The organism is Nonomuraea sp. NPDC047897 (assembly GCF_043204415.1).
GTDB lineage: Bacteria > Actinomycetota > Actinomycetes > Streptosporangiales > Streptosporangiaceae > Nonomuraea.
This window is the reverse complement of the sequence record NZ_JBIDCC010000008.1, coordinates 328,362-354,565: the sequence shown is the minus strand read 5'-3', so window position 1 is coordinate 354,565 and position 26,204 is coordinate 328,362. Positions and strand designations below refer to the sequence as shown.

The following is a 26,204-nucleotide window of genomic DNA, read 5'->3' as shown; positions in this document are numbered from 1 at the left end:
CGCCCGTGCAACAGTTTCCCCGCCGAGCCCCTCTGGGAGGTGACGGAAACGACGAAGGGCAACACGCACGTGGAACCAGACCCCCGTTTCGCGGAGTTCGTCGCCGAACGCGGCGACGCGCTGCTGCGCTACGGATACGTGCTCGCCGGGAACCCGCACGACGCCGCCGACCTCGTCCAGGAGGCGCTGGTCAAGCTGCGCGCCGCCTGGCCGCGGCTGCGGTCGAAGGACAACCCGGAGAGTTACGCGCGCACCACCATGGCCCGGCTGCACATCGCCTTCTGGCGGCTGCGCCGGCGCGAGCAGCTCACCTGGGCCGTGCCCGAGAGCGAGCACCACGACACCCTGCCGGCCGGCGACGAGCGCACCCTGTGGCAGACGCTCGCCGGCCTGCCGCGCCGCCAGCGGGCGGTCCTCGTGCTGCGCTACTACGAGCAGCTCACCGACGCCGAGATCGCCGGCGTCCTCGGCATCTCCCGCGGCACCGTGCGCAGCCAGGCCGCGCGGGCCCTGGACAAGCTGCGCGCCGCCCTGCCGCCTCCGGACGATCCCGTACCCGACCGACAGCTCCACCCCCACGCCGGACGAGGAGAGACGCGATGAACGACCTGGAGAACAGGCTGAGCAGGACCCTGACCGGCGCGGCGGGGCGGGCGCCGCACGCGCCCGGCACGCTGGCCCGCGCCGTCGAGGCCCGCTACCGCAGGCGCAGGCAGCGCGGCCGGGCGCTGCTCGCCGCGGCGGCCGTGGTGGTGCTGGCCGGCGGCACGTCGCACGCGCTGCTCGGGGAGGACGTCCGGGCCGTGCCCGCCACCTCCGCCACCACGGCCGCCACCTCCGACGAGGCCAGGCTCATGGCGCTGCCCGAGCCCATCGAGCGGGCATGGCCGGGAGCGGTCCGGAAGATCCCGGCGAGGATGCCGGACGGGCGCGCCTTCCAGCCGCTCGCCTTCCTCGACGAGCGGACGCTGCTCGTGACGACGCAACAGCGTTCCGAGGTGGCCGACGCGGTGCACGCCTACGACCTCGAAAGCGGCGACCTGCGCAAGATCGCGAACGTGCCGACGTCGGAGGGCGCCGCGCTGTTCTCCTCCGGCTTCACCGTCGGCGCCGGCCAGGTGGTGTGGTGGACCAATCTCGAAGACGGCCGGACACAGATCTGGTCGGTGCCGCTCGCGGGGGGCGAGGCGCGGGTCGTGGACACGATCGAACGCTCCGGCCCGGACACGCAAGGGGTCGACGGTCTGGCCGTGACCGGCGACCGGGTCGTCTTCTCGGTCAACGCAGGGGGGGTGTTCGCCGTCCCCCTCGGGGGCGGGACGGCGAAGCCGGTCGAGGGCGGCGCCGGCCTGCACCTGCTGTCCTGGCCGTGGGCCGGCACGGTGGACATGCGCGGACCGCAGGAGCCGCAGTTCGGCACGATCCGCAACCTGGAGACGGGTGAGACCCGCACCGCGCTGGTCCGGCCCGGCGAGAAGGAGGTCACCTGCGGTCTGACCGTCTGCATCGGCTGGGCGGCGGACGGCACCGCCTTCCACCGGTCGCGGGACGGCTCGCGGGAGAAGGCGTCGCCGTGCGGGCCGTCCATCCCGCCCGGCCGGTTCTGCGCCACGGTGGTGGGCAGCGACCGGCGCCCGCTCGGCGTCGCGCTGTACGACACGACGACGGGGAAGGCGGCCGACCTGGGCATCCGCCCGGCGGAAGGCTCCACGGCGACGACCGGCACGGCGACGACCAAGGGGACCATCGGCACCGGACCCAGGGTGATCTGGACACCTCGCATCGAGGGCGACCAGCCGCTGCTGTCCTACCTCGTCGGCGACACCCGTTACGTCGTCGACCTCAGGAAGATCGGCTGACGTCCGCCCCGAGCGCGGCGGCCTCCTCGGTCTCGATCTGGGCGTTCCACGCCTTCTTGACGGCCCGCCACGCCTCGTCGTCCACGCCGGACCGCCAGTAGCCGGAGATGGACAGCCGCTCCAGCGGCACCCGCCGCTCGACGCGCAGGTGGTGGCGGAGCCGGCGGACGAACCCGGCCTCACCGTGCACGAACGCGTGCACGTCGCCATCAGGGAAGTCCAGCCGGCACACCGCCTCCGCCAGCGCCTCGCCGACCGGGCGGCCGTCGCGGTGCAGCCAGCTCAGCCGCACGTCGCCCACCGAGTCGAACTTCTGCTCGTCGGCCGGCCCGTCCACCTCGACCAGCACGTGGGCGAGCGCGCCGGCGGGCAGCGCCTCGACCGAGGCGGCGATGGCCGGCAGCGCGCTCTCGTCGCCCGCCAGCAGGTGCCAGGCGGCGTCCGGGCTCGGCGCGTAGCCGCCGCCGGGTCCCAGCATCAGCAGCTCGTCACCCGGCTCGGCGCGCGCCGCCCACGGCCCGGCCAGGCCCTTGTCGCCGTGGTGCACGAAGTCGATCGTCAGCTCCCGCGTCTCGGCGTCCCACGCGCGCACCGTGTACGTGCGCAGCCGCGGCCACAGCTCGCGCGGCATGGTGGCCCGCACGTTCGCCACGCTGAACGGGGCCGGGTAGTCGACTCCCTCGTGCGGGAACACCAGCTTCACGTAGTGGTCGGTGCACCCCGACAGCGCGAAGTCGCGCAGGCCGTCGCCGCCGACCACGACCCGGATCATGTGCGGCGTGAGCCGCTCGGTGCGCACGACGACTCCGCGATGGTGGTCTACCGGCTTGCCTGCCATGGACGATTCCTCCGGGCACAGAGACGTACAGAGAAGTTAGGTATACCTAACCTATACCCGAAGGGCGCCGTTCATGCGGCGGCGGACTCGCCGGAGGCCCGGAAGGCGGCCACCGCGTCGAGGAAGCCCGCCATGTGCCGGAAGGCGTGGCGCGCCTCCGGCAGCACGTCCGCCAGCAGCGGGAAGACGTGCGGCATGCGCGGCCACTCCTCGTACGTCACCGGCACGCCCGCCTGCCGCGCCCGCATCGCCACCCGGCGGCCCTCGTCGCGCAGCACCTCCGTCGAGCCGGTGACGATCATCATGGGCGGCAGTCCCGCGAAGTCGCCCAGCACCGGGGAGACCAGCGGGTCGCGCGGGTCCAGCCCGGAGGTCCAGCGGCGGGCCAGCCAGCGGATCCGGCCCGCCGACAGCATGGGGTCCTGCCAGCGGTTGGCCCGCCGCGGAAAGTCGGTCAGATCGGCCCACGGCGACAGGCAGATCGCCGCGCCCGGCAGCGGGGCGTCGCCGTCGCGCAGGGCGAGCAGCGTGGCGAGCGTCAGGTGGCCGCCCGCCGAGTCGCCGGCCAGGATGACGTCACCGGCGGCGTATCCCTGGTCCAGCAGGCAGCGGTAGGCGTCGAGCGCGTCCTCCAGCGAGTCGGCCAGCTTGTGCACCGGCCCCTGCCGGTAGTCGAGCGCGAGCACGGGACGGCGAGCCGCCGCCGACAGCCGCCAGGTGATCGACCGGTGCGTGCTCGGCGAGCAGGCGAAGTAGCCGCCGCCGTGGAAGTACAGCAGCACCTTGTCCTCGTCCAGCTCGGCGTCCTCGCCGGCGCGCACCCACTCGCCGCCGCACGCCGAGAACTCCGTCGGGGTGATGGTGACGTGGCCGGGCGGGCGGATCGGCACCCACCGGGTCAGGTCGCCGACGCGCGCCGCGCAGTCGAGCGCGAGGCCGTGGCGCATGAGCAGGCTGGACACCGGCTTGAACGTGCCGCGCATCAGGCCGGTGAGCGCGCGGGCCTGCCAACTGAGGGGATAGTCCGGAGCGACGTCCCTGTCGATGTGCATGTTCTGTCCTCCAAGAGATCTCCTTCCCTGCGGAACAGCGATCTACCAGCGAGTACGAAACTCATCCCTTAAGGGGATATTTCGCCCAAATATCGGGCCCCCTGCCGACCGGAAATCCAGTTGCGCGCCCAAGGCTCCGCAGCGCATAATCCAGCGCTCCCATCGACCGGCCCGCGCGCGGGCTCGGACACGTCGTGTCACCGTGTCCTCACTCTCCGGAGGTGCGCCACCATCCCCCTCTACGCCCGGCTCGTCCGGTACGGATTCCGCAGACACGCCACCTACGTCTGGGCCGCGCTGGCCGGCGCCTTCACCAACAGCGTGTTCGGCGTGCTGCGCGCCTATGTCCTCATCGCCCTGTGGGACGCGCGGCCCGGCCTGGCCGGCTACGACGTCGTCCACGCCGTCACCTTCTGCTTCATCACCCAGGCGTTCATCGGCCCGATGCAGCTCTTCGGCGGCGGGCTGACCGTCCCCGAGCGGATCCGCAGCGGCGACATCGCGCTCGACCTGGTCCGGCCCGCCTCGCTGCAGCTCTGGGCGATGGCCGAGGACCTGGGCCGGGCCGGCTACCTGGCCCTGGTGCGCGGCGTCCCGCCGCTGCTGCTCGGCGCCGCGCTGTTCGGCATCGTCCGGCCGGCGGGCGCGGGCCACTGGGCGGCGTTCCTCGTGGCGTGCGTCGCCGGGTGGTCCGTCAGCTTCGCCTGGCGCTACCTCGTCGCCCTGTCGGTCTGCTGGCTGGTCGACGACCGGGGCGCGAACGCCTGCTCCCTCGTCCTGACCACCCTGTGCAGCGGCATGATGTTCCCCCTCGCGCTGATCCCCGGCCCGCTGGGTGACGTGGTCCGGGCCACGCCGTTCGCGGCCATGGTGCAGGCCCCCGCCGACGTCTACCTCGGCAAGGCCGACGTCCCGCAGACGCTGGCGCTGCAGGCGTTCTGGGCCGTGGCGCTGCTGGCGGTCGGCGCGCTCGGCACCCGGGCGATCCGCCACAAGGTGGTGATCCAGGGTGGTTAGGACCTATGTCGTGCTGGTGTGGGCGTGGACCCGCTCCGCCATGGCCTACCGCGCGTCGTTCGCGCTCATGGTGCTGCTCGGGTCGGTGATCACCGCCGCCGACGTGGCCGTCATCCTGGTCATCTTCGCCAACACCACCAGCCTCGCCGGATTCTCCCGCGACGAGGTGCTCTTCCTGTACGGCGCCGCCGGCGTGGCGTTCTCGCTGTGCGACATGTGCGTCGGCAACCTCGACCGGGTCAGCCAGCACATCAAGGCCGGCACGTTCGACGCGATGCTGATCCGGCCGGTCAGTCCGTGGATCCAGCTCGCCACCGACCGCTTCCTGCCCACCCGGATCGGCCGGGTGCTGCAGGCCGCGGTCGTGCTCGGCTACGCCCTGGCCGTGCTCGACCTCGACCCGGGACGGCTCTGGATGGTCCCGGTCATGGTCGCCTCGGGTCTGGTCATCTTCGCCGCGCTGTGGACGCTGGCGGCGGCGGCGCAGTTCGTGCTCACCGACGCGCCGGAGGTGACCAACGCCTTCACCTACGGCAGCGGCCAACTCACCCAGTATCCGTTCAGCGTCTACGGGCGCGACCTGGTGCGCGGTGTCACGTACGTGCTGCCGCTGGCGTTCGTCAACTGGCAGCCCGGCCTGTACGTGCTCGGCCGGGCCGACCCGTTCGGCACGCCCGGCTTCATGCGGTTCCTCGGCCCCGTCGCGGCCGTCGTCCTCGCCCTGCTCGCCGGCCTCGCCTGGCGACAGGGCCTCCGGCACTACCGATCCACGGGGAGTTGAACATGATCGAACTCGACCGGGCCGGCCGCTCCTTCAAGGTCAGGCGCGAGGTCGTGCACGCCGTACGCGACCTGTCGTTCGGCATCGCGGCCGGGGAGTTCGTCGGCTACCTCGGCCCCAACGGAGCCGGCAAGTCCACCACGATCAAGATGCTGTGCGGCATCCTGACGCCCACCTCGGGCACCGTGCGGGTGGCGGGGCTCGACCCGTCGCGCCGGCGCACCACGCTGGCCCGGCGGATCGGCGTGGTCTTCGGGCAGCGGACCACCCTGTGGTGGGACCTGCCGCTGCGCGACAGCTTCGAACTGATCCGGCTCCTTTACAAAGTAGATCGAAGGGCCTACCGGGAGCGGCTGGACGAGCTGACCGAGACCCTCGAACTGGGGGCCTTCCTCCGGACCCCGGTTCGCCAGCTCAGCCTGGGCCAGCGGATGCGGGGCGACCTGGCCGCCGCGTTGCTGCACGCGCCCGAGGTCCTGGTGCTGGACGAGCCGACGATCGGGCTGGACGTGGTGAGCAAGGCCGGCATCCGCGACTTCCTGCGCAGGCTCAACGCCGAGCGGGGCACCACCGTGCTGCTCACCACGCACGACCTGGGCGACATCGAGCGGCTGTGCCGCCGGGTCATGCTCATCGACCACGGGCGGCTGGCCTTCGACGGCACGCTGGAGGAGCTGATGGCCACCGCCCCCGCCGGGGAGACGATCGAGGACGTGGTCACCCGCCTCTACACGAGCGGCGCCCCGCCGCGACGAGCTCCTCAGCGGTAGGCCGGACAGGGCCCGGCCGTCGGCTCAGTAGTAGCCGCCCTGGCGGCTCTCCTCGTAGTCCTCGTCCTCGTAGTCGTCGTCGCGGCGCGCCCAGCGTGACGGCATGAGGACGGGGATGAACAGGAGCACCCCGAGCAGCGCGTACACCCCGCTGGCCAGCAGCGTCCTCGCGCCGGCGCCGGCGTCCCTGACGAGCTGGTGCATCGACGGCTCGGCGGGGACGAGGGACAGCGCCCGGTTCATGTCGAGCGCGTACACGACCGTCCAGGCGAGCAGCGCCATCGACGGCAGGAACGCCGCCAGGGGCGAGACGCGACCGGCCGTCACCAGGCCGGCGACGAGCCCCACGGCCGCCATCGCGCCGAGCGCGATCCACAGCGGCTGCCCGGCGGGGGCCTGCGTGTTCGCCATGGCCTGCTGGACGGCCCAGCCGCCGCCGGCGAGCAGCGCCGCCGTCGCCACCAGCCCGAGGAGAAACCCACCAAGATGCCGCAACGTTCTCACCTCATGTCGACGCGGTCGGGACGAACCCTAGCGACATTCGGTGCGAACCGACCAGGAATCGGCCGTCACGCGTCCGGGGACGCCGGGCCGGCCGCCCCCCGACACGGGACGGCCCGCTATTTTGTCCCCGTACGCGAGGAAAGGCGGGCGAGGTGTCGGCGGAGACAGCGGACGAGCGGCTGGCGCGGCTCAAGCGGGAGTTCGGGTCGATCGACGGGGACGGCGACGGGTTCATCACCGAGGCGGAGTTCCGGGCGCACTTCCCGGACCTGCCCGCCGGGGCACTCGGCGCCCTGGAGGACAGCGCCGACGCCGACGGCGACGGGCGGTTCTCGCTGGAGGAGTTCGTCCGCGTCATGCCGTAGGAAACGGCTCACGGCGGCGGCCACCTCGTCGTGGCCGCCGCCGTGAGCCGGGCCGGTGTCACTTCTTGAAAGCGTCCTTGACCTTCTTGCCGGCGTCCTTGACCTTCTCGCCGGCCTGCTTGAGACCGCCCTCGGTCTGGTCGGCGCGACCCTCGGCGCGCAGTTCCTCGTCACCGGTGGCCTCTCCGATGTTCTCCTTGGCGCGGCCCTTGAGCTCTTCGGCCTTGTTGGAGAACTTGTCCTCGGTCCCCATATGCCCGCCTTTCTCGTCGGCTGCGTTGAGCCTTCCCCTATCCGAGAACGGACCAGGAAAACACCGGCGTGAATCTCCACACACCACTCATAAGCGGACATTTTCCGGGCAGGAGCGGGAGGCCGGAGAGCCGCGCGGGGGTCGGCTCTCCGGCTCGCCTGCGGGCCCGGCGTGGCCGGCCGGGCCAGCCGGCCCGCCGTCCGCGCGGGCTCAGGACGTGATGTCCCTGCCGGTGAAACGGGCCCACGCGATCGCGCCGAACAGCAGGACGTACGCGCCGAACACCAGCAGCCCCTCCCCCAGGGCGGCGGTGTCGACGGGACTGCGCAGCACCCCGTCGAAGCCGCCCCACCACGTCGGCAGCAGGTAGCCGGCCAGCCCGTCGAACTGCGGGACGGCGCGCAGCACCTGCGAGACGACCACGAGGACCACCGTGGCCGCGATCGCGCCGATCGACACCTCCGTGAACGTCGAGAAGGCCAGCGCCACCGCGGCGAGCGCGGCCATGCCGGCGCCGACGTACCCGACGCTGATGAGGATGCGCAGCAGGCCCTCGGCGACCGGAACCGTGGTGCCGGACAGCAGCGTCACCGGCCCGACCGGGAAGAGCGCCAGGCCCGTCGCCAGGGCGGCCAGCGCGACGACCGCGGTCACCGCGACGCCGTACACGACGGCGTTCAGGTACTTGACGACCAGCAGCCTGGTGCGCCCGGCCGGGGCGGCCAGCAGGTAGCGCAACGTCCCGGCGCCCGCCTCCCCCGCGATGGCGTCACCCGCCACCACGCTCACCGCGACCGGCATCAGCAGCGTCACCAGGAACGACAGCGACGCGAACGTCAGCATGAGGCTGTTGCCGGCGGCGGCGGCGACGATACCGCCCATCCCGTCCTCGTCATCGGCCGCCACGAGGCGCAACGTGACGCCGAGCAGCACCGGCACACTCGCCAGCACGGCCAGCATGACCACGTTGCGCGGCCGACGGAAGGTCAGCCCGAGCTCCGAGGCGAGCAGCCGCCAGAACGCCCACCGCGCCCGCGCCACCGGGGCAAGCTTCAGGGCGAGCTCCCCGGCGAGCTCGTCCGCGCGTCCGGTCGCGCTCCTCGGGGCGGGCTCCGGCGCGCGCCGGGTCGGGGTCTCAGCCGTCGACATCGAATCCCTCTCCCGTCAGTCCCACGAACACGTCCTCCAGGCTCGGCCGGACCACCGCGAACCCGCGCACGGGGACGTCCTCGCCGACGAGGGCGGCGTTGATCCGCTCCGGCGCGTGCCCGCCCAACTCGGCGGTGACCCCGGTGACCCCGGTGACCCCGGTGACTCCGGTGACCCCTGCGCCTGCGCCGGTAGCGCCGGCGCGCACGTCCGCCAGGCCGAGCCCGGTGAGCACCCGGACCGCCGCCGCCGCGTCGGGCGTCTCGATCCGGACGCGGACGGCCTGACCGCCGTTGAGCGAGGCGATCGTGCCCTGCGCGACCAGCCTGCCGGCCCGCATGACCGCCGCGTGCGTGCACATCTGCTCCACCTCGGCCAGCAGGTGCGAGGAGACGAAGACCGTGGTGCCGTCGGCGGCGATCTCCTTGACCAGCGCGCGCACCTCGCGGGTGCCCTGCGGGTCGAGGCCGTTCGTGGGCTCGTCGAGGACGAGGAGGTCGCGCGGGCCCAGCAGCGCGGCGGCGATGGCCAGCCGCTGGCGCATGCCGAGCGAGTAGTTGCGGTAGCGCTTGCCCGCCGCGGCGGTCAGCCCCACCCGGTCGAGCGCCTCGCCGACGCGCCGCCGGACGGTGGCGGCCGGCGCGGTGGGATCGGCCGCGTCGAATCGGCGCAGGTTCGCCTCGCCCGACAGGTACGGGTAGAACGCCGGCCCCTCGACCAGCGCGCCGACCCGCGGCAGCGCCTCGGCGAGCGGCAGCCCGAGCAGGGCGTGCTCGCCGGAGGTGGGCGCGACCAGGCCCAGCAGCATGCGGATCGTCGTGGTCTTGCCCGAGCCGTTGGGCCCGAGGAAGCCGAAGACGGAGCCGCGCGGCACGCTCAGGTCGAGGGTGTCGACGGCGACCTGGCCGCCGCGGAACCGCTTGGTCAGCCCGCGCGTGACGATCGCGGGCGCGGCCCGGCCGGAAGGCGGGGCCGCCCCGGAGGGCGCCCCCGCTTCGTGCGTGACGGTCGTCACCTGACGCCCGCCGCCTCGGTGATCTCCTCCGGCGTGACGGCGCCGACGAGCAGCCGGCCGTCGTCGGTCAGCAGGGCGGTGACCAGCTTGGTGCTGATCAGCCGGCCCGAGCCCCACGGGCCGCTCACCGGGGTCGCCGACTTGAGCAGGCCGGCGAGCGCGGCCTGGCCGGTGGCGGCGTCACCGCCGTGGCCCCGCCGCTCGCCCTGCGGGGCGTCCGACGGCGCGCCTCCCGCCAGGTCGGCCGCCGACGCCTTCACGACGGCCACCTGCGTCCACCCGTCGCCGACGACCTTCAGGCCGTCGGCGGCCCTGTCGGCGGCCCTGCCGGCGTCGCCGCGGTGCTCCGCCTCGCCGGCCAGGTCGCCGGGGCCGAGGGTGCGCTCCTCCACCTTGGCGCCCGCGGGCGGGGTGAAGGTGAAGTTCTCCTCGGCGGGCGGGGTGAACGTCACCTGGGTGAAGCCCACCTGGAAGGCCGGCTCGGCCGCGCCCTTGGCAAACACCTGCACCTGCAGCGGGACGTACGTCTCGCCGTCGAGGGCCAGGCGCACCTCCTGCACCAGCGAGCCGTCGTCCTTGGGCGCGAGCACGAGCTGGTAGACCGGGCGGCCCGCCACCTCGGCGGTGTTGATGACCCTGATCGCGGTGTGCTCGCCCGCCTGCTCCAGCAGCTTCGCCGCCGCCGCCTGCGGGGTCAGCTCGCCCGGGGTCGCGGCCGGCGCCGAGGCCGCCGGGTCGGGCGAGCGCACCGCGCCGCCCTGCCAGGAGAGCTTCGTGGCCGTGTTGGCGGCGCTGTCCCAGTACCAGCCCTGGCCGCCGTTGACGATCAGGTTGGTCTCGTTCAGCTGCGTCGGCATGGCGATCCGGAACTTGCCGTGGGCGCCGTACCAGACCTTGACCTCGTGCGAGCCGGACAGCAGCGCCAGCGGCGAGCCCGTGCCCGTCGCCGGCAGCGCGGGCAGGCCGAGCGACGCGGTCTGCTGCACGGTGCCCGACATGGGCGGCGGGCTCTTCTCGGCGGCGGCCGCGGCGTCGGCGAGCAGCTGCCGCGCCGAACGCTCCGGGAGCGGCGGGGCGCCGCTCACCGCGGCGATCACCGGCCCCGCACCGACCGCGGCCGCGATCACCGCCGCCGCGGCGATCGGGACACCCCACCTCACGAACGTGCCTCTACGCATGTCACTCCTCAACGGTATGTCGATACGCAGAGCCTGCGTGATGCATCCTTAGGCGAACCTGAGACTGTCTGAGACGCCTCTCAGCCTTCTCAGCGTCGTCTCAGGGCCGGCACGGGAGGATGCACCGCATGAGAGTTCTGGTCGTCGAGGACGAGCGGCGCATGGCCGCCGCGCTGCAGCGCGGGCTGCAGGCGGAGGGCTTCGCCGTGGATCTCGCCCACGACGGCGAGCAGGGCCTGCACCAGGCCAGGCAGGGCGACTACGACGTCGTGGTGCTCGACATCATGCTGCCCCGGCTGTCGGGCTACAACGTGTGCAAGCAGTTGCGCGCCGAGGACAACTGGGTGCCGATCCTGATGCTGTCGGCCAAGGACGGCGAGTACGACATGGCCGACGGGCTCGACCTGGGCGCCGACGACTACCTGACCAAGCCGTTCTCGTACGTGGTGCTGGTGGCCAGGCTGCGCGCGCTGCTGCGGCGTGACGCCGGACGCCGGCCGGCCGTGCTGACGGCGGGGGACCTGTCGCTCGACCCGGCGCGGCGCAAGGTGCAGCGGGGCGAAAGTCCCGTCGAGCTGACGCCGCGCGAGTTCGCGCTGCTGGAGTACCTGCTGCGCCGGCGGGACGAGGTGGTGTCGAAGGCGGAGATCCTGGAGCACGTGTGGGACACCTTCGACACCGACCCCAACGTGGTGGAGGTGTACGTCGGCTACCTGCGGCGCAAGATCGACGCCCCGTTCGGCAGGAACGCGCTGCAGACCGTGCGCGGCGCGGGCTACCGGCTCGCGGGCGACGGCGGCTGAGCACGGTGACCGATCATGACGGCGTGGACGCGGCGGCGGGTGGCGGCGCGGGCCGCGGCCGGAGCCTGGCGGCCGGTCGCCGTGGCTGAGGCACCGCACGTCTGGTGGCGGCGGCGCAGCCTGCGCTTCCGGCTGACCGTGGTGGCCGGCGCGGTGCTGGCGGCGGCCCTGGCGCTGTCGGGCGTCGTGCTGCTCAACGTGCTCGACCGGACGCTGGTGGACACGGTCGACGACGCGCTGCGCCGGCAGGCGCAGACGGTCCGCGTACACGCCGACGAGGGCACGCTGACCAGTCCCATCACCACCCACGACGGCACGGTCGTGCAGGTGCTCGACGCCTCGGGCCGCATCACGCACGTCACCTACGGCACCGACCGGCTGGTGCCGCTGCTCGACGCCCGGACCAGGAGGTGGGCGCTGCGCGAGGGCCGGGCGGTCTACCTGGACGGCCGGCCGTACGCGATCCCGGGCACGCTGCGGGCCGTGGTGCTCAGCGCCGACCGGGGGCAGACGGTGGTCGCCGCCCGCTCCGTCGGCGAGATCCGGCAGAGCCTGGCGGCGGCGCGCAAGGTGCTGCTCGTGGGCACGCCGCTGCTGCTCGTCCTGCTGGCGGTGGCGAGCTGGCTGGTGATCGGCCGTACCCTGCGCCCGATCGCGGCGCTGCGCAAGGGCGCGGCCGAGATCACGCACACCGCCCGGTCGCGCCGGCTGCCGGTGCCCGAGGCGCGGGACGAGGTGCACTCGCTGGCCGTCACGCTCAACGACATGCTGGCCAGGCTGGAGGAGGCCGAGCAGCGCCAGCGCGCGCTCGTCTCCGACGCCGCGCACGAGCTGCGCAGCCCGCTCGCCAGCATCCGGCTGCAACTGGAGGTGGCGCTCGGCCATCCCGAAGGGCAGGACTGGCGCGAGACGGCCGAGGGCGTCCTGGAGGACGCGATGCGGCTGTCCCGGCTGGCGGAGGACCTGCTCGCGCTGGCCCGCCTCGACGAGCGCGGCGGCGTGCCCGCCCGGCGCGAGCCGGTCGAGCTCGACGCGGTGGTGCGCCAGACCCTCGACCGGTACGGCGAGGCGCGGCTGACGGCCTGCGCGCCGGTGGTGGTGCGGGGCGACGCGCTGGACCTGAGCCGGGTGCTGACCAACCTGATGGACAACGCCGTCCGGCACACCTCCTCCACGGTGGAGGTGGCGTTGACCGCCGACGGGGTGCTGACGGTGACCGACGACGGGCCGGGCATCCCGGAGCAGGACCGGGAGCGGGTGTTCAACAGGTTCACCCGGCTCGACTCGGGGCGCAGCCGGGACGAGGGCGGGGCGGGGCTGGGCCTGGCGATCGTGCGGGAGACGGTGCGGGCCCACGGCGGCGGGGTGCATCTGGAGGACGCCTCGCCGGGGTTGCGCGTGGTGGTGCGGCTGCCGGTGGCCCGCTGAGGGCCGGACGCGGGGCGGGCCGCGTGCCGGGACCGGGCGTGTACCGGACGAGCGTGGACCGGACGGGCGGGCGGGCCGGGGTCAGGCGGCGGTGCCCCGTTCGGCGGTGGACAGGAAGTCCTGCGCGATGAGCGGCAGGCGGCGGCGCGCGTGGACGATGGCGATGACGCGGCGCACGGCCGGGTCGAGCGAGCGGACCACCAGACCGGCCCGGCTCGCCTGCTCGGCCATCCCCCGGTACCACAGCAGCGACGCCTGTCCGCTGCGCACGGCGCCGAGCCAGCCGTTGCGCTCGTCGGTCTCCAGCACGACCACCGGTCTGACGGCGTACTTGCCGAACATGGCGTCGAGCTCCCTGCGCCGGACGCTGCCGCGGGCGGGCAGGGCCAGCCGCATGCCGTCCAGCCTGCCCATCGGCACGGGGTTGGGCAGTTTGAGGCCGGGCGGCGAGATCAGCACGATCTCCTGGCGTTCGAGGGGATGGGTGACGAGGTCGGCGGGCACGGGCAGGTCGGTCAGCCCGAGGTCCGCGCGCTGGTCCCGGATGGCGCTGACCACGGCGTCGCGGCCGTCGCAGCGCACGATGTGGATGCGCACCCCGGGATGGTCGGCGGCGTAGGCGGGCAGGAGCCGCCCGGCCAGGCCGGGTTCGAGGCTGGGCGTGGCGGCGATGCGGAGCTCCGCGTCGCCGGAGGTGGCGTGGCTGGCGAGGCCCTCGATCTCGTGGACGGCGACGAGCGCCTCCCGTGCCAGCTTGACGACCCGGCGGCCCTGCGCGGTGACGACCACGCCGCGCCCCGAGCGGGCGAAGAGCGTCATGCCGAGCTCTCGTTCCAGGTCGCGGATCGCGCGTGACAGCGCAGGCTGCGCGATGTAGAGCGACCTGGCCGCGTCGGTCATGGTGCGGTGCTCCGCAGTCGCGACCACGTAGCGGAGCTGCTGGAGGTTCATGGCAAAGAAGCTAGGACACGGCCTGCCGCGCGGTCCGGAACATAGCGGAGATCACCTCGAATGATTTCGGACTGTAACCGAGCACTGTCACATCCGTGACAGGTGAGAAATCAGTAAGCTTCTGCCCAAAATCTGGCAAAGGTCCGGAGCGTGACAGGAGGAGTCACGCGATACGGACAGGCGAGCAGAGGGGGCGACACGGTGACAGGCAACGGGCAGCATCCCCCGCCCCCGGGGCACGGGCAGCCGCGGCGGCCGCCGGCGCTGCCGTGGCCGCCTCCCGGGCACGGACAGGGCCCTGCCGGAGCGCCGCCCGCGAACCCCCCGTACGAGCCCGCGCCGCACCCGCCGTCGTACGGGCCCGCGCCCCAGTCCCCGTCCCAGGGTCCCGCGCCGCAACCGCCGTTCCACGGGCCCGGCCCGCAGCCCCCGTCCCAGGGGCCCGCGCCGCAACCCCAGCGACCGCCGTACGGCGGGCCGCAGCAGCAGTACGGGCCTCCCCCGGCGGGCGCACGGCAACAGCCCGGCGCCCCGTACCAGCCGCAGCCCGGTCCACCCTGGCCACCCCACCCGCAGCCGGCCGGGCACGGCGGTCCGTACGGGCAGCAGCCCCCGCCGCCCCCTCAGGGCCCGTACCAACCCCCCATGCCGCCGGTCGCGCCGTCGCCGCCCGTGCCGCCGCCCGTGCCTCCGCCCGTGCCTCCGCCCGTGCCTCCGCAGGGCCACGGCTGGCCGCAGGCGCCGCGCAGGAGGTCCGGCATGGGGGCGGCGGGGGCGCTCGGCCTGGTGTTCGGGGCGATGGCCGGGCTGTTCGTGCTGGTCGTGGTGGGCTCGGCGGTGCTGAAGACCTCGTCGCGCAGCGACGTCGGCACGCCGGTGGCGATCCCCACCTACACCCCGTACGAGCGCGAGACGCCCGCCCGGCGGACGGAGAGCCGGTCGCCGTCGAAGGAGCCCACGCGGCGGCCCACCCCGACCCGCACCCGCGACACCACGGCGCAGCAGCCCAAGGTCACGCTGAACACGAGCCTGAAGAACAACACCGTCTACCGGGCCGGCGCCCTGCCCCGGCTGACCTGCCGGGCGGGCAACGCCAGCATCTACAACCACGCCCAGCTCAAGGCGCTGATCCTGAGGACCGGCACGTGCATGGACCGGGCGTGGGGGCCGATCCTGCGCAGGCAGGGCATCGCCTTCAGCCCGCCGAACTACGCCATCGCGGCCGGCCGGGGCCGGGGCGCGTGCGGCGACTACCCGTCGCGGGGCAGCATCGTGCCGTACTACTGCCCGCGCAACAACACCATCTACGCCTCGACCTCGGCCATGGCGAGGGGCAACGGCACCTCACGCGGCTACGGTCAGATCGTCTCCTGGCACGGCGGGATCATCAGCATGATGGCCCACGAGTACGGTCATCACGTGCAGAACATCACGGGCCTGATGGACTCGTGGTGGCGCCGGACGCTGGACTCGACCAGCAGCAGCGGCAAGCTGGCGCTCAGCCGGAGGCTGGAGCTCCAGGCGACCTGTTTCGGGGGGATGTGGATGCGTTCCGTCGCGGCCAGCTATCCGGTCACCACCGCGGACCGGGCCCGCCTGTTCGCCTTCCACGGCCAGGTCGGCGACCATCCCGGCTATCCGCGCGACCACGGCTCGCCGACCAACAACTTCCGGTGGTTCCGGCAGGGCTGGGAGCGGAGTCAGGCCTACCAGTGCAACACCTGGATGGCGCCTTCCTCCTCGACGTCATGACGTCTTCTGCTGTTCATCTCAGCTTGAGCACATGTCTCTGATGTCCCCTTATGGGAGCTAGAATCCTGGCAATCTTGTGCCCAACGGGGGGCAAAACCATGTTTTGCCAGGTAGGCGTGTGAAGGAGCGGCGTGAGCAAGCGCGATGGGGTTGACAACGGGGGCAGGAAACGGCGCCCTGCCCGCCGCCCTCGCCCGACGTCAGGCGGCGAACCCGGCGCCGGCGCCCGCGGTCCCGCGGCCCCCGACCCGGGACCCGCCGACGCGGGCAGGACCCCGTCAGCGGACCCGGGCGGACCACGGCCGGTCGGCTCGGGCCGGACCCGGTCCCGGGACGCGGGCCGGACCGGCACTCCCGGCAAGGGCAGCGCCCGCGCCGGGGGCGACGCGGGTGACGCGGCTGCCTCCCCCGGCGGCCGCCAGAAGCCGCCGGCCCGAGGAGCGGGGAAGGAAACGGGCAAAGGACCTGGCAAAGGAGGGGGTAAAGGAGCGGGCGGACGCCCGGGCCGGGCGCCCGCCGGCGCGCCGCGCTTCGCCAAGCCGCTCAACGCGGGCTCCGTCCTGGGCTGGACCGCCCTGTCCGCCATCGTGCCCGGCGCCGCACACCTGCGCGCCGGGCACCGCCGTACCGGGCTGGCGCTGCTCGGCGCGTACGCCGTCCTGCTGATCGCGGCGCTCGCCTTCGCGCTGACGCGCAACAAGGACAACCTCGGCGCCTTCGCGGGCAACAGCATGATGGTGACGATGGTCGTGCTGTTGTCGGTGGGCGCCCTGTGCTGGTTCGCGCTGCTGGTCACCTCGTACGTGGCGCTCGGCCCGAGCCGGCTCGACCAGCAGGGCCAGATCGTCTCCGGCATCCTGGTCGGCGTGCTGTGCGTGGCGGTGATGGCGCCCTTCGCGCTGGGGGCCAACACGGTGCTGACCGTGCGGGACACGATCAAAGGGATCTTCCCGAGCGTCAACACGGAACCGGGCACCGCGCCGATCAAGAAGGAGGACCCGTGGAACGGCAGGAAGCGGGTCAACTTCCTGCTGCTCGGCGGTGACGCGGCCGGCAACCGCACCGGCGTGCGCACCGACAGCATGAACGTGGCCAGCGTGGACGTCGAGACGGGCAACACCGTGCTGTTCAGCCTGCCACGCAACCTGCAGCACGTGCGCTTCCCGCCTTCCTCGCCGCTGCACAAGCAGTTCCCCAACGGCTACATGGCCGAGCTGGGCCAGGGCGGCCTGCTCAACGAGGTGTGGCAGTACGCCAACGACCACCCGCAGATCATGGGCGGCAAGAACAAGGGCGCGCGGGCGCTGATGGACGCCATCGGTCACACGCTCGGACTCAAGATCGACTACTACGCCCTGATGAACATGTACGGCTTCGCCGACCTGGTGGACGCCATCGGCGGCCTGCGCATCCGCGTCGAGCACGACGTCAGGTGGGGCGGCCTGTACGGCACCGCCGGCACCATCAAGGCGGGCACCCGCGTGCTGTCGGGCGAGGAGGCCCTGTGGTACGGCCGGTCCCGGGTGGGCAGCGACGACTTCTCCCGGATGGGCCGCCAGCGCTGCGTCATCGGCGCCTTCGCCAAGCAGGCCACCCCGGACAAGATCCTGCTGAACTTCAGCAAGATCGCCAAGGCGACCAAGCGGCTGGCTCAGACGAACATCCCGGAGCCGCTCGTGGAGCCGCTGGTCGGGCTGGCGCTCAAGGTGAAGAGCGCCAAGATCACCAGCATGCAGTTCGTGCCGCCGGACTTCTGGCCGGGCTCGCCGGACTGGGTGAAGATCCGGCGCGCGGCGGCGAAGGCGATCGCCGACTCGACCAGGCCGCCCCGCCAGGCCGTCGCGGCCGCCGCCCCGACGGGCTCGACCGCCCCGAGCACGGCCGCCCCGAGCACGGCGGCCTCGCCCAGCACGTCGGCCGCCGCCAAGCCGACGCAGACGCCGACGCGCAACAGCCAGCGGTCGGCCAGGTCGCTGGAGGAGCTCTGCGGCTTCTGACCTGACGGGGGGGGGCCCCCGCCCCGCCCGGGCGGGGGGGGGCCCCCGCCCCGCCCCGGGCCGGCCCCGGCCCGGGGCGGGGGCGCCGGGGGGCCCCGCCCCCGGGGGCCCCGGGCCGCGCGGGGGGGGCCGGGGCGGGGGGGCCGGGGGGGGGCTGCCGCGCGCCCGCCGCCCCCCCCCGCCCGGGGGGGGGGGGGGCCCCGCGCCGTCAGAGCCCGGTCAGGCCACGGCCCTGGCGCGGGGCAGCAGGGCGAACGCGCCCAGGTAGACCACGGCCGCGACGATCAGCAGCCCCTGATACCCGATCATCAGCGCCAGGTACTCCAGGCAGCCGCCCACCATCGCCCCGAGCAGGTTCGCACCGAACGCGACGGTGCCGTCGGCCGTGTTCGCGAAGCGCTTGGCGAAGACCACGTTCGCCGCGAAGATCGGCAGGAACGCCACCGTCACCGCCGCCATCGCCCGCAGCGGCAACGGCAGGGACAACAGCCACGCGTTGGGCACCAGCCAGGCCAGCAGCAGCCCGGCGAGCAGCACGCCGTACATCACCGGCAGCGGCGGGGTGCGGAAGCGGCGGGTCACCTCGACCGCGGCGAGCACCGCCACCAGCACCCCGGCGAACACGATGGCGTTGACCACCCACGTGGTGCCGAACAGCAGCGCGAACCCGGTGACGCTCTTGGTCTCCAGCAGCAGGAACGCCACCCCGAGCAGGAACAGGTCGGCGTACGGGCGCATCCGCCGGTACGGGCCGGCGACGACGCGCACCGCGAGCAGGCTGACCGCGAGGATGAGGCCGAGCGTGATCAGGTAGATCGGCGGGATCGTGCGGTCCTTGAGGTAGAGGAACGGCCGGTCGTCGCCGGCGGGCGGCGGGGTGGCGGCCGTGGCGCCCGCCCACGGCGCGCCGCAGCGCTGCGCGGCCGGGGTCACGCCGGCGGTGATGACGGCCTGCTGACCGGCGGTGCTGACCACGTCGACGCACGGCCGGTGCCCGAAGGCGGCCTGCACGGTCGAGGCGAGCCGGTCGACGAGCCAGCTCTCGCGGTAGTAGTTGTACATGGCGAACGCGCCGCCGGGCTTGAGGCGGTCGCGGGCGGCCCGCATGGCCTCCTCGGTGAACAGGTAGCTCTCCAGCCGCAGCGAGCTGGCCCCCGACACCAGGGTGAGCGAGTCGGGCAGCGCGAACAGGATCAGGTCGTAGCGGGCCGAGGTGCGTTCGAGGAACGCGCGGCCGTCGGTGATGTGCGTGGTGACGCGCGGGTCGGCGTAGGGGCGGTCGGGGTGCCCGGAGCCGCCCAGTTCGCGCAGCTTGGGGTCGATCTCGACCGCGTCGACGCGGCTCGCGCCCTTGGACAGCGCGATGGCGACGTCCGTGCCGCTGCCCGCGCCGACGATGAGCACCTCCCCGGGCGGCGCGACGGCCCGCTCGTACGGCAGGCCGTACTGGCGCTCCCACTGCAGCCGGGCGGCGGCGGGCACGGCCTGCTGGTGCGGGATGCCGTTGACGGCGATGTCGGTCACCGGCACGTCCAGCACCCGGCCCTGGCTGTGGGTGACCTTGTAGTACGGCGACCAGAGCGCCCCGGCGGTCAGCGACTCGGCGAGCAGCAGCGACACCACCGCGAGCGACGGCACGGTGACGAGCCCCAGGTACGGCACGAGCCGCCCGGCGGCGCGCCACCCGGCGCGCCCCGGCGCGAGCAGCACCCCGTACGCGACGGCCGCGATGATCCCCCAGTGGACGGGCGGCGCGCTGAGGAACGACAGCGCCGTGAACGCGGCGATCCCGGCGAGGCTGCCGATGAGGTCGTAGCGGTAGGCCTCCAGCCGCGGCAGCTCCGGGAAGCAGCGGCCGACCAGCTCGGCCGGCCCCATGAGCACCACCGCGGCCGCGCAGAAGACGACCGGCAGGATGAGCCACGCGGGCGGCCCCTCGGTGTGCAGGCTCGTCCAGTACAGGACCCCTTCGGTGTCGCGGTCGACGGTGACGGGGAACGTCAGCACGACGATCACCAGGCCGAACAGGACGACCGGCGAGTAGTAGGGGCGGCTGTCCGACCTGCCGACGCGCAGGAAGCCGAGCCCGATGCCGAGGAACGAGCCGAGCAGCACGAAGTTCGTGAAGTAGCTCAGGTGCACGATGTTGGAGCCGGTCCAGCGGATCAGCGCCAGCTCCAGGAAGAGCATGAACCCGCTGGCGAGGACGAGCCTCGGCCGGACCGCCAGCCAGTGGTCGGTGCCCTCGGAGACCGGCTTTCGCGCCTGGACCGTCATGACGACTCACGGTAGTGAACGCGAGACGATCACGGAAGGTCGCCGGGCCGGGGAAATCCTCGGCCGGGTGTCCGACATGGTGCTGCTTTCAGCCGGTCCTTCCCTTACATACCGCTGGACGCGGGGAGCGGGTTGGAGGAGTGTTGGAACGTTCCTTCCCCCAGCTCTCCGGTGGTGATCCCCGTGCGGGTCCTGATCCAGCTCCGCCCCTCCCCCGACCTGGTCGCCGCCGTCGCCGACCCCGAGCGAACGGCGAGCACCGCCGACGTCGCCGACGGGCTGCCGGGCGTCGAGCTCGACGCCGGCTTCACGCCCGTGGCGCTGCCCCGCCCGGTCCCGGCGGCGGGCGGCGACCCGCTCTCGCTGCGCGGGCCGCTCGACTTCTCCCTGGCCGCCGAGGACGCCTCGGTGCTGGTGCGCGGCACGCTCGCCGACGACGAGCCGGCCACCCGGGTGGCGATGCTGCTGGCGGCGCGTCCCGACGTCGCCGGCGTGTTCGCCGACCCGGTGATCGAGTCCAGCCTCACCTGCGGCGGTGACCCGCCGGTGGGCGACTGGCACGACGTCGAACGGCTGATCGGCGGGCCGGAGCTGCGCGCCGAGGGCCTCGACGGGAGCGGCGTGGCCCTGGCCGTGCTCGACACGGGGGTCAACGCCGCCCACACCGCCCGCCGCCTTGGCCGCGACTTCACCCTCGACGCCGGGCGGAGCTGGGTGCCCGCCGGGGTGCGGGGCCGGCCGGGAGAGTTCGAGGTGGACCATGGCACGATGTGCGCGTTCGACGCGCTCATCGCCGCGCCCCGTGCCTCGGTGCTCGACCTGCCGGTGCTGCTGTCCAGGCGGCCCGGCGGGTCGGCGATCGACGGCCTGTTGTCCGACGCGGTGGCGGCGTTCGCGCACCTGCGCGCGGTGCTGCAGGCGCAGCCCGAGCACTCCAGGGCGCTGGTGGTCAGCAACTCGTGGGGCTCGTTCTCGCCCGCGTGGGACTTCCCGGTCGGGCATCCGGGCAACTACTCCGACGGTCCGGCGCACCCGTTCAACGTGATGGTGGGGGCGCTGGAGCACGCGGGCGCCGACGTGCTGTTCGCCGCGGGCAACTGCGGCAGGCAGTGCCGCGACGGGCGGTGCGCGTTCGCCGACCGGCCGATCGTGGGCGCCAACTCCCATCCCCGGGCGCTGTCGGTGGGCGGCGTCGACGTCCGCGGCCAGCGGGTCGGCTACTCCTCCCAGGGCCCCGGCCGGTTGAGCGAGCGCAAGCCCGACCTGTGCGCCTACACGCACTTCTCGGGCTCGCAGGCGTTCGGCGCGGCCGAGCCCGACTCGGGCACCTCGGCGGCGACGCCCGTCCTGGCCGGGCTGGTGGCCGCGGTGCGCACCCGGTGGCCGTGCCCGCGGCTGTCGCCGGCCCAGCTCCGCACGCTGCTGCGGCGCACCGCCGACGACCGCGGCGCGCTGGGCTTCGACTACGACCACGGCTACGGCGTCGTGGACCCGGCCGGTGTCATCGCCGCCCTGCGCCGCCGGGCGGCGGTTTGACGACGGCGGGCCGCGCACCGGTGCTCCTGCGGCGCGCGGCCCGCCGTCGTCAGGCGTTCTCGCGGTGGAACGCCCGGGTGCCGACGGCCAGGCCGGCCACGGCGAAGACCACGGTCACCGCCGTCCCCACGTAGACGGTGGTGGTGGCGTAGTGGCCGGCGAACAGCTCGCGCAGCGCCTCCAGCACGTACCGGAAGGGGCTGACGTAGGAGAGGCCATTCAGCCAGCCCGGCGCCATCGACATCGGCAGGAACGCCCCCGACAGCAGGGTGAGCGGGACGACCACGGTCGTCATCACGGGCGCGAAGAGGTGCTCGTTCAGCGTCAGCGCCGCCGCGTACGACAGCGCGGCCAGCCCCGCCCCCAGCAGCATGACGAGCACGAACGCCGCGAGCAGGCCGGCGGGCGGCACCCGCAGCCCGAAGGCGAACCCGGCGGCGAGCAGCAGCGCGGTCTGCACGGCGAGCGTGGCCACGTTGTTGAGCACCCGGCCGAGCAGCAGCGCGAGCCGGCTGGCCGGGGTGACCCGCATCCGCTCCAGCACCCCGAACCTGCTCTCCATGACGATGCCGAACCCGGCCAGGCCCGTGCTCATCAGCCCGAGCTGGACGATCAGGCCGGGCACGAGCGTCTCCCAGGTGCCGATCGTGGCGAAGATCGGCCCGAACAGCACGAGGAAGAGCATCGGCTGGACGGCGCCGAAGACGACGCCGGCCTTCTGCCGCATCGTGGCGGCGAATCCGTGGCGGAACAGCAGCCACGTGTCGCGCGACGCGGCGGCGAACGCGGTCACGCGGTCACCTCCTCGCGCAGCGACCTGCCGGTGATGTCGAGGAACACGTCGTCGAGGGTGCGCCCGCCGGCCTTCAGCTCGGCCGGGCCGCCGTGGGCCACGATCCGCCCGTGGTCGATGATCAGCAGGCGGTCGCAGAGGGCGTCGGCCTCGTCCAGGTAGTGGGTGGTCAGGAAGACCGTCATGCCGTGCTCGTCGCGCAGGGCGCGGATGTGGTCCCACAGGTGGGCCCGGCTCTGCGGGTCGAGCCCGGTGGTGGGCTCGTCGAGGAAGAGCAGGGCGGGCCGGTGCAGCAGGCCGAAGGCGATGTCGAAGCGGCGTCGCTGCCCGCCCGACAGCGCGCCGCCCGGCAGGTGCCGCAGGTCACGCAGGTCCAGTCGCTCCAGCACCTCGCCGACGCGCCCGCGCGCCTCGGCGCGGGTCAGGCCGTGCAGCATGGCCTGCAGTTCGAGCTCGCCGTCGAGGGGGACGGCCAGGTTGACGCCGCCGCCCTGCGACACGTGGCCGATGTGCCGGCGCACGCCCCGGGGGTCGGCCAGCAGGTCGTGGCCCGCCACGGTGGCGGTGCCGGCCGTGGGCCGCAGGAGCGTGGTGAGCATGCGCTTGGTCGTGGTCTTGCCGGCGCCGTTCGGCCCGAGGAAGCCGACGATCTCGCCCCGCCCCACGGTCATGTCCACGCCACGGACGGCCTCGGCGCCGTCCTTGAAGGTCTTGCTGAGTCCTCGCGTCTCGATCATTTTTCATCGCCTCCAAAATTAGAGTAACTGTAATTTTGGTGTCACTGCAAACTGGGTAGCATGAGGGCATGGAGGAGGGGCTGCGCGAGCGCAAGAAGCGGGAGACGCGGCGGCGCATCGCCGACATGGCCATGGGGCTGTTCATGGTGAAGGGCTTCGACAACGTCACGGTGGCGGAAGTGGCGCGGGCGGCCGACGTGTCGGTCAACACGGTCTTCAACTACTTCGGCACCAAGGAGGACCTGTTCCTCGACCGGCAGCAGGAGCTCCAGGAGTCCTACGACCGGGTCGTGCGCGAGCGCGCCCCCGGCGAGAGCGTGGTGGCGGCCTTCCGCCGCGACTTCTTCGCGGCGATGGACGCGGGCGACTGGCGTTACGGGTTCAACGAGGGGGCCGACACGTTCGGCAAGCTGGTGGCGGACAGCCCGTCACTGCGGGCGCGGGCGCGCGAGCTCGACCATCTGACCACGCTGGGGCTGGCCGCCACGATCGCCGAGGAGACCGGCGCCGACCCCGACGACCTGGCGCCCGAGCTGGTGGCCACGCAGATCCTCAGCCTGACCCAGTTGGTCGCCCGTCACCTGCTGCGCCGCACCATGGCGGGCGAGAGCAGGCACGAGGCGCTGGCCGCGCTGCGCGAGCAGGCGCGCGCGGCGTTCGACCGGCTGGAGTCGGGGATCGGCGACTACGGCCGGCGTCCCGTGCGGTGATCGCGGGAACTGCGGGAACCCCGGGAGCCGTGGGCTCCGCGACGGAGCCGGGCGGCGACGGGGCTAGCGGGAGATCCCGTCCAGGATGGCGAACCCGCCGAAGATCAGCGCGAAGAGGGCGTAGAGACCGATCACGGCCAGCGCCAGGCAGGTGCCGATGATGCCGCAGACGCGGCCGGCCTGCACCGCGCCGCGGTTCTCGTAGACGTAGCCGCTGCCGTCGATCTCGCGCAGCGCCCGGTTGCCCATCACCCAGGCGAACGGGCCGATGAGCGAGCACACGACGAGGCTCAGGATGCCCAGGATGAGGATCGTGGTGCCGTTGGGGTGCGTCAGGGGAGGCCCGTACGGGGAAGGACCGTAGTTCGGGTAGGACATCTGCGCTCGGGCCCCTCGTCCATCGGCGGTTACGGCCGTTTTATACCACAGCAGGTCTGGGCCTGGCAGTTGAGCGAGCGCTTGCTAGACTCGCGGCATGATGGCCGTTCTCAAGCCCGTCGCCCAATGGCTGGCCTCGACCGAGTGGTTCATGAAGGCCGGGCCCCGGTTCGTCCCGCAGCTCGACCGGGCGCTGCACCGGCTCACCCGCGGCCGGCTGATCAGCAGCGACCGGGTCATCCCGTCGCTGGTCCTGACCACCACGGGCGCCAGAACGGGGCTGCCCCGCCGTTCGCCGCTGGCCTGCCTGCCCGAGGACGACGGCGGCTTCCTCGTCGTGGGCAGCAACTTCGGCGGGCCGGCCCACCCTGCCTGGAGCGCCAACCTGCTGAAGAACCCCGAGGCCACCGTCAGCCACCGGGGCCGTGAGATCCCCGTGGTGGCCACGCTGCTGACCGGCGAGGCGCGCGCCGAGGCATGGCCGCGCCTGCTGGCCAACTGGCCGCTCTACGACCGCTACACCGAAAGGTCGGGGCGCGAGCTGCGGGTCTTCCGCCTGACGCCCACCCGTTGATCACCATGCGGTGGTGATCACTTACGCCATCGTGACTCCTCCGCTCCCTGAAGGGAGCGGCTTCTCGCTAAGCCGCTTCCGCAGCGTCGCGAAGGGCAAGCCCTGCCCTGCGGATGTTGATCGCCGCGTTCACGTCGGCGTGCGCGGTGTGCCCGCACGCCGTACAGGCGAACGCGGCCTGGGTGAGACGGTTGTCCTTCGCCACGTGCCCGCAGCGGGCGCAGGTGCGGGAGGTGTTGCGGGGATCGACTGCGATCAGCTCTCGACCGGCGCTTTCAGCCTTGTGCGCGAGGATCGTCAGGAACACCCCCCAACCCGCGTCCAGGATGCTCCGGTTGAGCCCGGACTTGGCGGCGACGTTACGGCCGGGCGCGTCGATCGTGCCGGACGCCGAACGGGTCATGTTCGCGATCCGCAGGTCCTCGTGCACGATCACGTCGCAGCCACGGACCAGCGCCAAGGCAGCCTTGTGCGCGCCGTCGATCCGCTGGCGGCGGACCTTGGCGTGCAGCGCCGCCACCCGGGCCACGGCCTTACGGCGGCGCTGGGACCCGCGCTTGTGGCGGGCGAGAGCTCGCTGGGCCGATGCCAGACGGCCGGCGCAGGCGGCCAGGTGCCGCTGATTGTCGATGTGGTGGCCGTCGCTGGTCGTGACCAGCGAGGCGACACCCAGGTCGATCCCCGCGACCACACCCGTGGCGGGCAGCGGCTGCGCGGGCACATCGTCACACGACAACACCACGTACCAGCGGCGGCCCTCGCGCTTCACGCTGATCGTCTTCACCCGGCCCTTCACGGCCCGGTGCTGGTGCACCCGGACGTGGCCGACGCCCTGAAGGCGCACGAACGTGGCGGCCGGATGCTCGGGTTGGGAATCCCACCGGCAACCGTCGCCGTCCTTCGGCCACTGCACCGTGTCGAACCAGCCCCGCCCCTTGAAACGCGGGAACCCCGGCGCGCGCCCGGCCTTGACCCGGTCGAAGAACGCCCGGAACGCCCTGTCCAGCCGGCGCAGCGTGGCCTGCTGCGAAGAGAACGACCACCGGCCCTGACCCTCACGATCGTCGGCGCGGATGTGCTTCAACTCCGCCGACTGATCGCCGTACCGGACCGTGACACCCGCCTTGGCGTAGGCGGTGCGCCGGTGCTCCAACGCGGCGTTGTACAGCTGCCGGTGATCCTCCAGGCAAGCGGCCAGCGCGGCGGCCTGCCTGCTGGTGGGGCGCAGCAGGAACTTGAACGACCTGCGCACACCCACCTCCCACGCTCGGTAACGACGCGACCACGGTACCGGCAGGCACCGACCAAACCCGGAAGGAGACCCGTGATCCGCAGACCCGACAGGTCACGGCACGCTCGGGCCTTGACGGCCCTCCGCTCCCGATTCCCCCGGCGGCTGAAGCCGCCGGTCCCCTCGGGAGGCTCTGATGGTGGGGCAGGCAGCCCGTCCCGAGGAGCCCCCACCCGTGCGCGAACGCATCCGCGTC

26 protein-coding genes are annotated in these 26,204 nt (G+C 73.3%); 13 read left to right on the top strand and 13 right to left on the bottom strand.

Going from position 1 to position 26,204, the window contains the following annotated elements:
• The first annotated feature begins 39 nt into the window (after positions 1 to 39).
• Both ACGF0J_RS20455 and ACGF0J_RS20450 read left to right on the top strand, forming a co-directional pair.
• Positions 40 to 603 (top strand): SigE family RNA polymerase sigma factor, encoded by a 564-nt coding sequence (locus ACGF0J_RS20455; protein ID WP_393147947.1) that lies wholly within the window; start codon positions 40 to 42, stop codon positions 601 to 603.
• The gene (locus ACGF0J_RS20450) at positions 600 to 1,859 is read left to right on the top strand and encodes a TolB family protein (protein WP_393147945.1); all 1,260 of its coding nucleotides are present in this window, start codon (positions 600 to 602) and stop codon (positions 1,857 to 1,859) included. The genes ACGF0J_RS20455 and ACGF0J_RS20450 overlap by 4 nt, the downstream gene beginning before the upstream one ends.
• Here the strand turns inward: ACGF0J_RS20450 and ACGF0J_RS20445 are convergent.
• Entirely contained in the window at positions 1,843 to 2,697 is an 855-nt protein-coding gene (locus ACGF0J_RS20445; RefSeq protein WP_393147943.1) for a siderophore-interacting protein, read from the bottom strand. The two genes, ACGF0J_RS20450 and ACGF0J_RS20445, sit on opposite strands and share 17 nt — an antisense overlap.
• Positions 2,698 to 2,768: 71 nt before the next feature.
• Entirely contained in the window at positions 2,769 to 3,749 is a 981-nt protein-coding gene (locus ACGF0J_RS20440; protein ID WP_393147941.1) for an alpha/beta hydrolase, read from the bottom strand.
• A 330-nt stretch (positions 3,750 to 4,079) separates the two neighbouring features.
• Between ACGF0J_RS20440 and ACGF0J_RS20435 the strand changes: the two genes are divergently transcribed.
• From ACGF0J_RS20435 to ACGF0J_RS20425, 3 genes are read left to right on the top strand one after another with little or no spacing between them, the layout of a single operon-like run.
• The gene (locus ACGF0J_RS20435) at positions 4,080 to 4,766 is read left to right on the top strand and encodes an ABC transporter permease (RefSeq protein ID WP_393147939.1); all 687 of its coding nucleotides are present in this window, start codon (positions 4,080 to 4,082) and stop codon (positions 4,764 to 4,766) included.
• Positions 4,759 to 5,547, top strand: coding sequence for an ABC transporter permease (locus ACGF0J_RS20430; RefSeq protein WP_393147937.1), 789 nt, complete (start codon positions 4,759 to 4,761; stop codon positions 5,545 to 5,547). Before ACGF0J_RS20435 ends, ACGF0J_RS20430 begins: the two co-directional genes overlap by 8 nt.
• A 2-nt stretch (positions 5,548 to 5,549) precedes the next feature.
• Positions 5,550 to 6,317 (top strand): ATP-binding cassette domain-containing protein, encoded by a 768-nt coding sequence (locus tag ACGF0J_RS20425; protein ID WP_393147935.1) that lies wholly within the window; start codon positions 5,550 to 5,552, stop codon positions 6,315 to 6,317.
• A gap of 24 nt (positions 6,318 to 6,341) precedes the next feature.
• Here the strand turns inward: ACGF0J_RS20425 and ACGF0J_RS20420 are convergent, their stop codons facing one another.
• Positions 6,342 to 6,821 carry a hypothetical protein gene (locus ACGF0J_RS20420; RefSeq protein WP_393147933.1) on the bottom strand — a complete coding sequence of 160 codons (480 nt, stop codon included), beginning with the start codon at positions 6,819 to 6,821 and terminating at the stop codon, positions 6,342 to 6,344.
• A 152-nt stretch (positions 6,822 to 6,973) separates the two neighbouring features.
• Here ACGF0J_RS20420 and ACGF0J_RS20415 point away from each other — a divergent pair, with 152 nt between their 5' ends.
• Entirely contained in the window at positions 6,974 to 7,186 is a 213-nt protein-coding gene (locus ACGF0J_RS20415) for an EF-hand domain-containing protein (RefSeq protein ID WP_393147931.1), read from the top strand.
• A gap of 58 nt (positions 7,187 to 7,244) precedes the next feature.
• On the opposite strand, the gene ACGF0J_RS20410 is transcribed toward ACGF0J_RS20415, so the two are convergent.
• The 4 genes from ACGF0J_RS20410 to ACGF0J_RS20395 all read right to left on the bottom strand — a co-directional run bounded on the left by ACGF0J_RS20410 (position 7,245) and on the right by ACGF0J_RS20395 (position 10,781).
• Complete coding sequence (locus ACGF0J_RS20410) at positions 7,245 to 7,439, bottom strand: CsbD family protein (RefSeq protein ID WP_393147929.1); 195 nt, start codon at positions 7,437 to 7,439, stop codon at positions 7,245 to 7,247.
• Positions 7,440 to 7,649: 210 nt separating this feature from the next.
• A complete protein-coding gene (locus ACGF0J_RS20405) occupies positions 7,650 to 8,588 on the bottom strand; it encodes an ABC transporter permease (protein ID WP_393147927.1) in 939 nt (312 codons plus the stop codon).
• Entirely contained in the window at positions 8,575 to 9,603 is a 1,029-nt protein-coding gene (locus ACGF0J_RS20400; RefSeq protein WP_393147925.1) for an ATP-binding cassette domain-containing protein, read from the bottom strand. Before ACGF0J_RS20400 ends, ACGF0J_RS20405 begins: the two co-directional genes overlap by 14 nt.
• The gene (locus tag ACGF0J_RS20395) at positions 9,600 to 10,781 is read right to left on the bottom strand and encodes an outer membrane lipoprotein carrier protein LolA (protein WP_393147923.1); all 1,182 of its coding nucleotides are present in this window, start codon (positions 10,779 to 10,781) and stop codon (positions 9,600 to 9,602) included. Before ACGF0J_RS20395 ends, ACGF0J_RS20400 begins: the two co-directional genes overlap by 4 nt.
• A gap of 128 nt (positions 10,782 to 10,909) precedes the next feature.
• Here ACGF0J_RS20395 and ACGF0J_RS20390 point away from each other — a divergent pair, with 128 nt between their 5' ends.
• Positions 10,910 to 11,584, top strand: coding sequence for a response regulator transcription factor (locus ACGF0J_RS20390; RefSeq protein ID WP_393147921.1), 675 nt, complete (start codon positions 10,910 to 10,912; stop codon positions 11,582 to 11,584).
• A gap of 15 nt (positions 11,585 to 11,599) precedes the next feature.
• The gene (locus tag ACGF0J_RS20385) at positions 11,600 to 13,012 is read left to right on the top strand and encodes a sensor histidine kinase (RefSeq protein ID WP_393147919.1); all 1,413 of its coding nucleotides are present in this window, start codon (positions 11,600 to 11,602) and stop codon (positions 13,010 to 13,012) included.
• Between the two features lie 81 nt (positions 13,013 to 13,093).
• On the opposite strand, the gene ACGF0J_RS20380 is transcribed toward ACGF0J_RS20385, so the two are convergent.
• Positions 13,094 to 13,963: a LysR substrate-binding domain-containing protein gene (locus ACGF0J_RS20380; protein WP_393147917.1), complete on the bottom strand. Its 870-nt coding sequence runs from the start codon at positions 13,961 to 13,963 to the stop codon at positions 13,094 to 13,096.
• Positions 13,964 to 14,608: 645 nt separating this feature from the next.
• Between ACGF0J_RS20380 and ACGF0J_RS20375 the strand changes: the two genes are divergently transcribed.
• Together ACGF0J_RS20375 and ACGF0J_RS20370 are read left to right on the top strand one after the other, a co-directional pair.
• Positions 14,609 to 15,715: a neutral zinc metallopeptidase gene (locus tag ACGF0J_RS20375; protein WP_393147915.1), complete on the top strand. Its 1,107-nt coding sequence runs from the start codon at positions 14,609 to 14,611 to the stop codon at positions 15,713 to 15,715.
• Between the two features lie 131 nt (positions 15,716 to 15,846).
• Entirely contained in the window at positions 15,847 to 17,712 is a 1,866-nt protein-coding gene (locus tag ACGF0J_RS20370) for an LCP family protein (protein ID WP_393147913.1), read from the top strand.
• Between the two features lie 219 nt (positions 17,713 to 17,931).
• Here the strand turns inward: ACGF0J_RS20370 and ACGF0J_RS20365 are convergent, their stop codons facing one another.
• Positions 17,932 to 19,989, bottom strand: a complete 2,058-nt coding sequence (locus tag ACGF0J_RS20365; RefSeq protein WP_393147912.1) for a spermidine synthase — start codon at positions 19,987 to 19,989, stop codon at positions 17,932 to 17,934.
• Between the two features lie 183 nt (positions 19,990 to 20,172).
• On the opposite strand from ACGF0J_RS20365, the gene ACGF0J_RS20360 reads away from it, so the two are divergent.
• A complete protein-coding gene (locus tag ACGF0J_RS20360) occupies positions 20,173 to 21,525 on the top strand; it encodes a S8 family serine peptidase (RefSeq protein WP_393147910.1) in 1,353 nt (450 codons plus the stop codon).
• A gap of 49 nt (positions 21,526 to 21,574) precedes the next feature.
• On the opposite strand, the gene ACGF0J_RS20355 is transcribed toward ACGF0J_RS20360, so the two are convergent.
• Both ACGF0J_RS20355 and ACGF0J_RS20350 read right to left on the bottom strand, forming a co-directional pair.
• Entirely contained in the window at positions 21,575 to 22,318 is a 744-nt protein-coding gene (locus ACGF0J_RS20355; RefSeq protein WP_393147908.1) for an ABC transporter permease, read from the bottom strand.
• Complete coding sequence (locus ACGF0J_RS20350; protein WP_393147906.1) at positions 22,315 to 23,055, bottom strand: ABC transporter ATP-binding protein; 741 nt, start codon at positions 23,053 to 23,055, stop codon at positions 22,315 to 22,317. The genes ACGF0J_RS20355 and ACGF0J_RS20350 overlap by 4 nt, the downstream gene beginning before the upstream one ends.
• Before the next feature lie 68 nt (positions 23,056 to 23,123).
• On the opposite strand from ACGF0J_RS20350, the gene ACGF0J_RS20345 reads away from it, so the two are divergent.
• Entirely contained in the window at positions 23,124 to 23,765 is a 642-nt protein-coding gene (locus ACGF0J_RS20345) for a TetR/AcrR family transcriptional regulator (RefSeq protein WP_393147904.1), read from the top strand.
• Between the two features lie 63 nt (positions 23,766 to 23,828).
• Here ACGF0J_RS20345 and ACGF0J_RS20340 read toward each other — a convergent pair whose 3' ends face one another.
• Positions 23,829 to 24,143 (bottom strand): DUF4190 domain-containing protein, encoded by a 315-nt coding sequence (locus ACGF0J_RS20340; RefSeq protein ID WP_393147902.1) that lies wholly within the window; start codon positions 24,141 to 24,143, stop codon positions 23,829 to 23,831.
• 97 nt (positions 24,144 to 24,240) lie between these two features.
• Between ACGF0J_RS20340 and ACGF0J_RS20335 the strand changes: the two genes are divergently transcribed.
• Complete coding sequence (locus ACGF0J_RS20335; protein ID WP_393147900.1) at positions 24,241 to 24,717, top strand: nitroreductase family deazaflavin-dependent oxidoreductase; 477 nt, start codon at positions 24,241 to 24,243, stop codon at positions 24,715 to 24,717.
• Between the two features lie 67 nt (positions 24,718 to 24,784).
• Here ACGF0J_RS20335 and ACGF0J_RS20330 read toward each other — a convergent pair whose 3' ends face one another.
• Positions 24,785 to 25,969, bottom strand: a complete 1,185-nt coding sequence (locus tag ACGF0J_RS20330; RefSeq protein WP_393147898.1) for an RNA-guided endonuclease InsQ/TnpB family protein — start codon at positions 25,967 to 25,969, stop codon at positions 24,785 to 24,787.
• Positions 25,970 to 26,204 lie beyond the last annotated feature (235 nt).

Bases quoted from the DNA above. Each gene is read 5' to 3' on its own strand.
- ACGF0J_RS20450 (WP_393147945.1), top strand. From the start codon at position 600: ATGAACGACCTGGAGAACAGGCTGAGCAGGACCCTGACCGGCGCGGCG.
- ACGF0J_RS20445 (WP_393147943.1), bottom strand. From the start codon at position 2,697: ATGGCAGGCAAGCCGGTAGACCACCATCGCGGAGTCGTCGTGCGCACC.
- ACGF0J_RS20440 (WP_393147941.1), bottom strand. From the start codon at position 3,749: ATGCACATCGACAGGGACGTCGCTCCGGACTATCCCCTCAGTTGGCAG.
- ACGF0J_RS20425 (WP_393147935.1), top strand. From the start codon at position 5,550: ATGATCGAACTCGACCGGGCCGGCCGCTCCTTCAAGGTCAGGCGCGAG.
- ACGF0J_RS20410 (WP_393147929.1), bottom strand. From the start codon at position 7,439: ATGGGGACCGAGGACAAGTTCTCCAACAAGGCCGAAGAGCTCAAGGGC.
- ACGF0J_RS20405 (WP_393147927.1), bottom strand. From the start codon at position 8,588: ATGTCGACGGCTGAGACCCCGACCCGGCGCGCGCCGGAGCCCGCCCCG.
- ACGF0J_RS20395 (WP_393147923.1), bottom strand. From the start codon at position 10,781: ATGCGTAGAGGCACGTTCGTGAGGTGGGGTGTCCCGATCGCCGCGGCG.
- ACGF0J_RS20390 (WP_393147921.1), top strand. From the start codon at position 10,910: ATGAGAGTTCTGGTCGTCGAGGACGAGCGGCGCATGGCCGCCGCGCTG.
- ACGF0J_RS20385 (WP_393147919.1), top strand. From the start codon at position 11,600: ATGACGGCGTGGACGCGGCGGCGGGTGGCGGCGCGGGCCGCGGCCGGA.
- ACGF0J_RS20380 (WP_393147917.1), bottom strand. From the start codon at position 13,963: ATGAACCTCCAGCAGCTCCGCTACGTGGTCGCGACTGCGGAGCACCGC.
- ACGF0J_RS20375 (WP_393147915.1), top strand. From the start codon at position 14,609: ATGCCGCCGGTCGCGCCGTCGCCGCCCGTGCCGCCGCCCGTGCCTCCG.
- ACGF0J_RS20365 (WP_393147912.1), bottom strand. From the start codon at position 19,989: ATGACGGTCCAGGCGCGAAAGCCGGTCTCCGAGGGCACCGACCACTGG.
- ACGF0J_RS20350 (WP_393147906.1), bottom strand. From the start codon at position 23,055: ATGATCGAGACGCGAGGACTCAGCAAGACCTTCAAGGACGGCGCCGAG.
- ACGF0J_RS20345 (WP_393147904.1), top strand. From the start codon at position 23,124: ATGGAGGAGGGGCTGCGCGAGCGCAAGAAGCGGGAGACGCGGCGGCGC.
- ACGF0J_RS20340 (WP_393147902.1), bottom strand. From the start codon at position 24,143: ATGTCCTACCCGAACTACGGTCCTTCCCCGTACGGGCCTCCCCTGACG.
- ACGF0J_RS20335 (WP_393147900.1), top strand. From the start codon at position 24,241: ATGATGGCCGTTCTCAAGCCCGTCGCCCAATGGCTGGCCTCGACCGAG.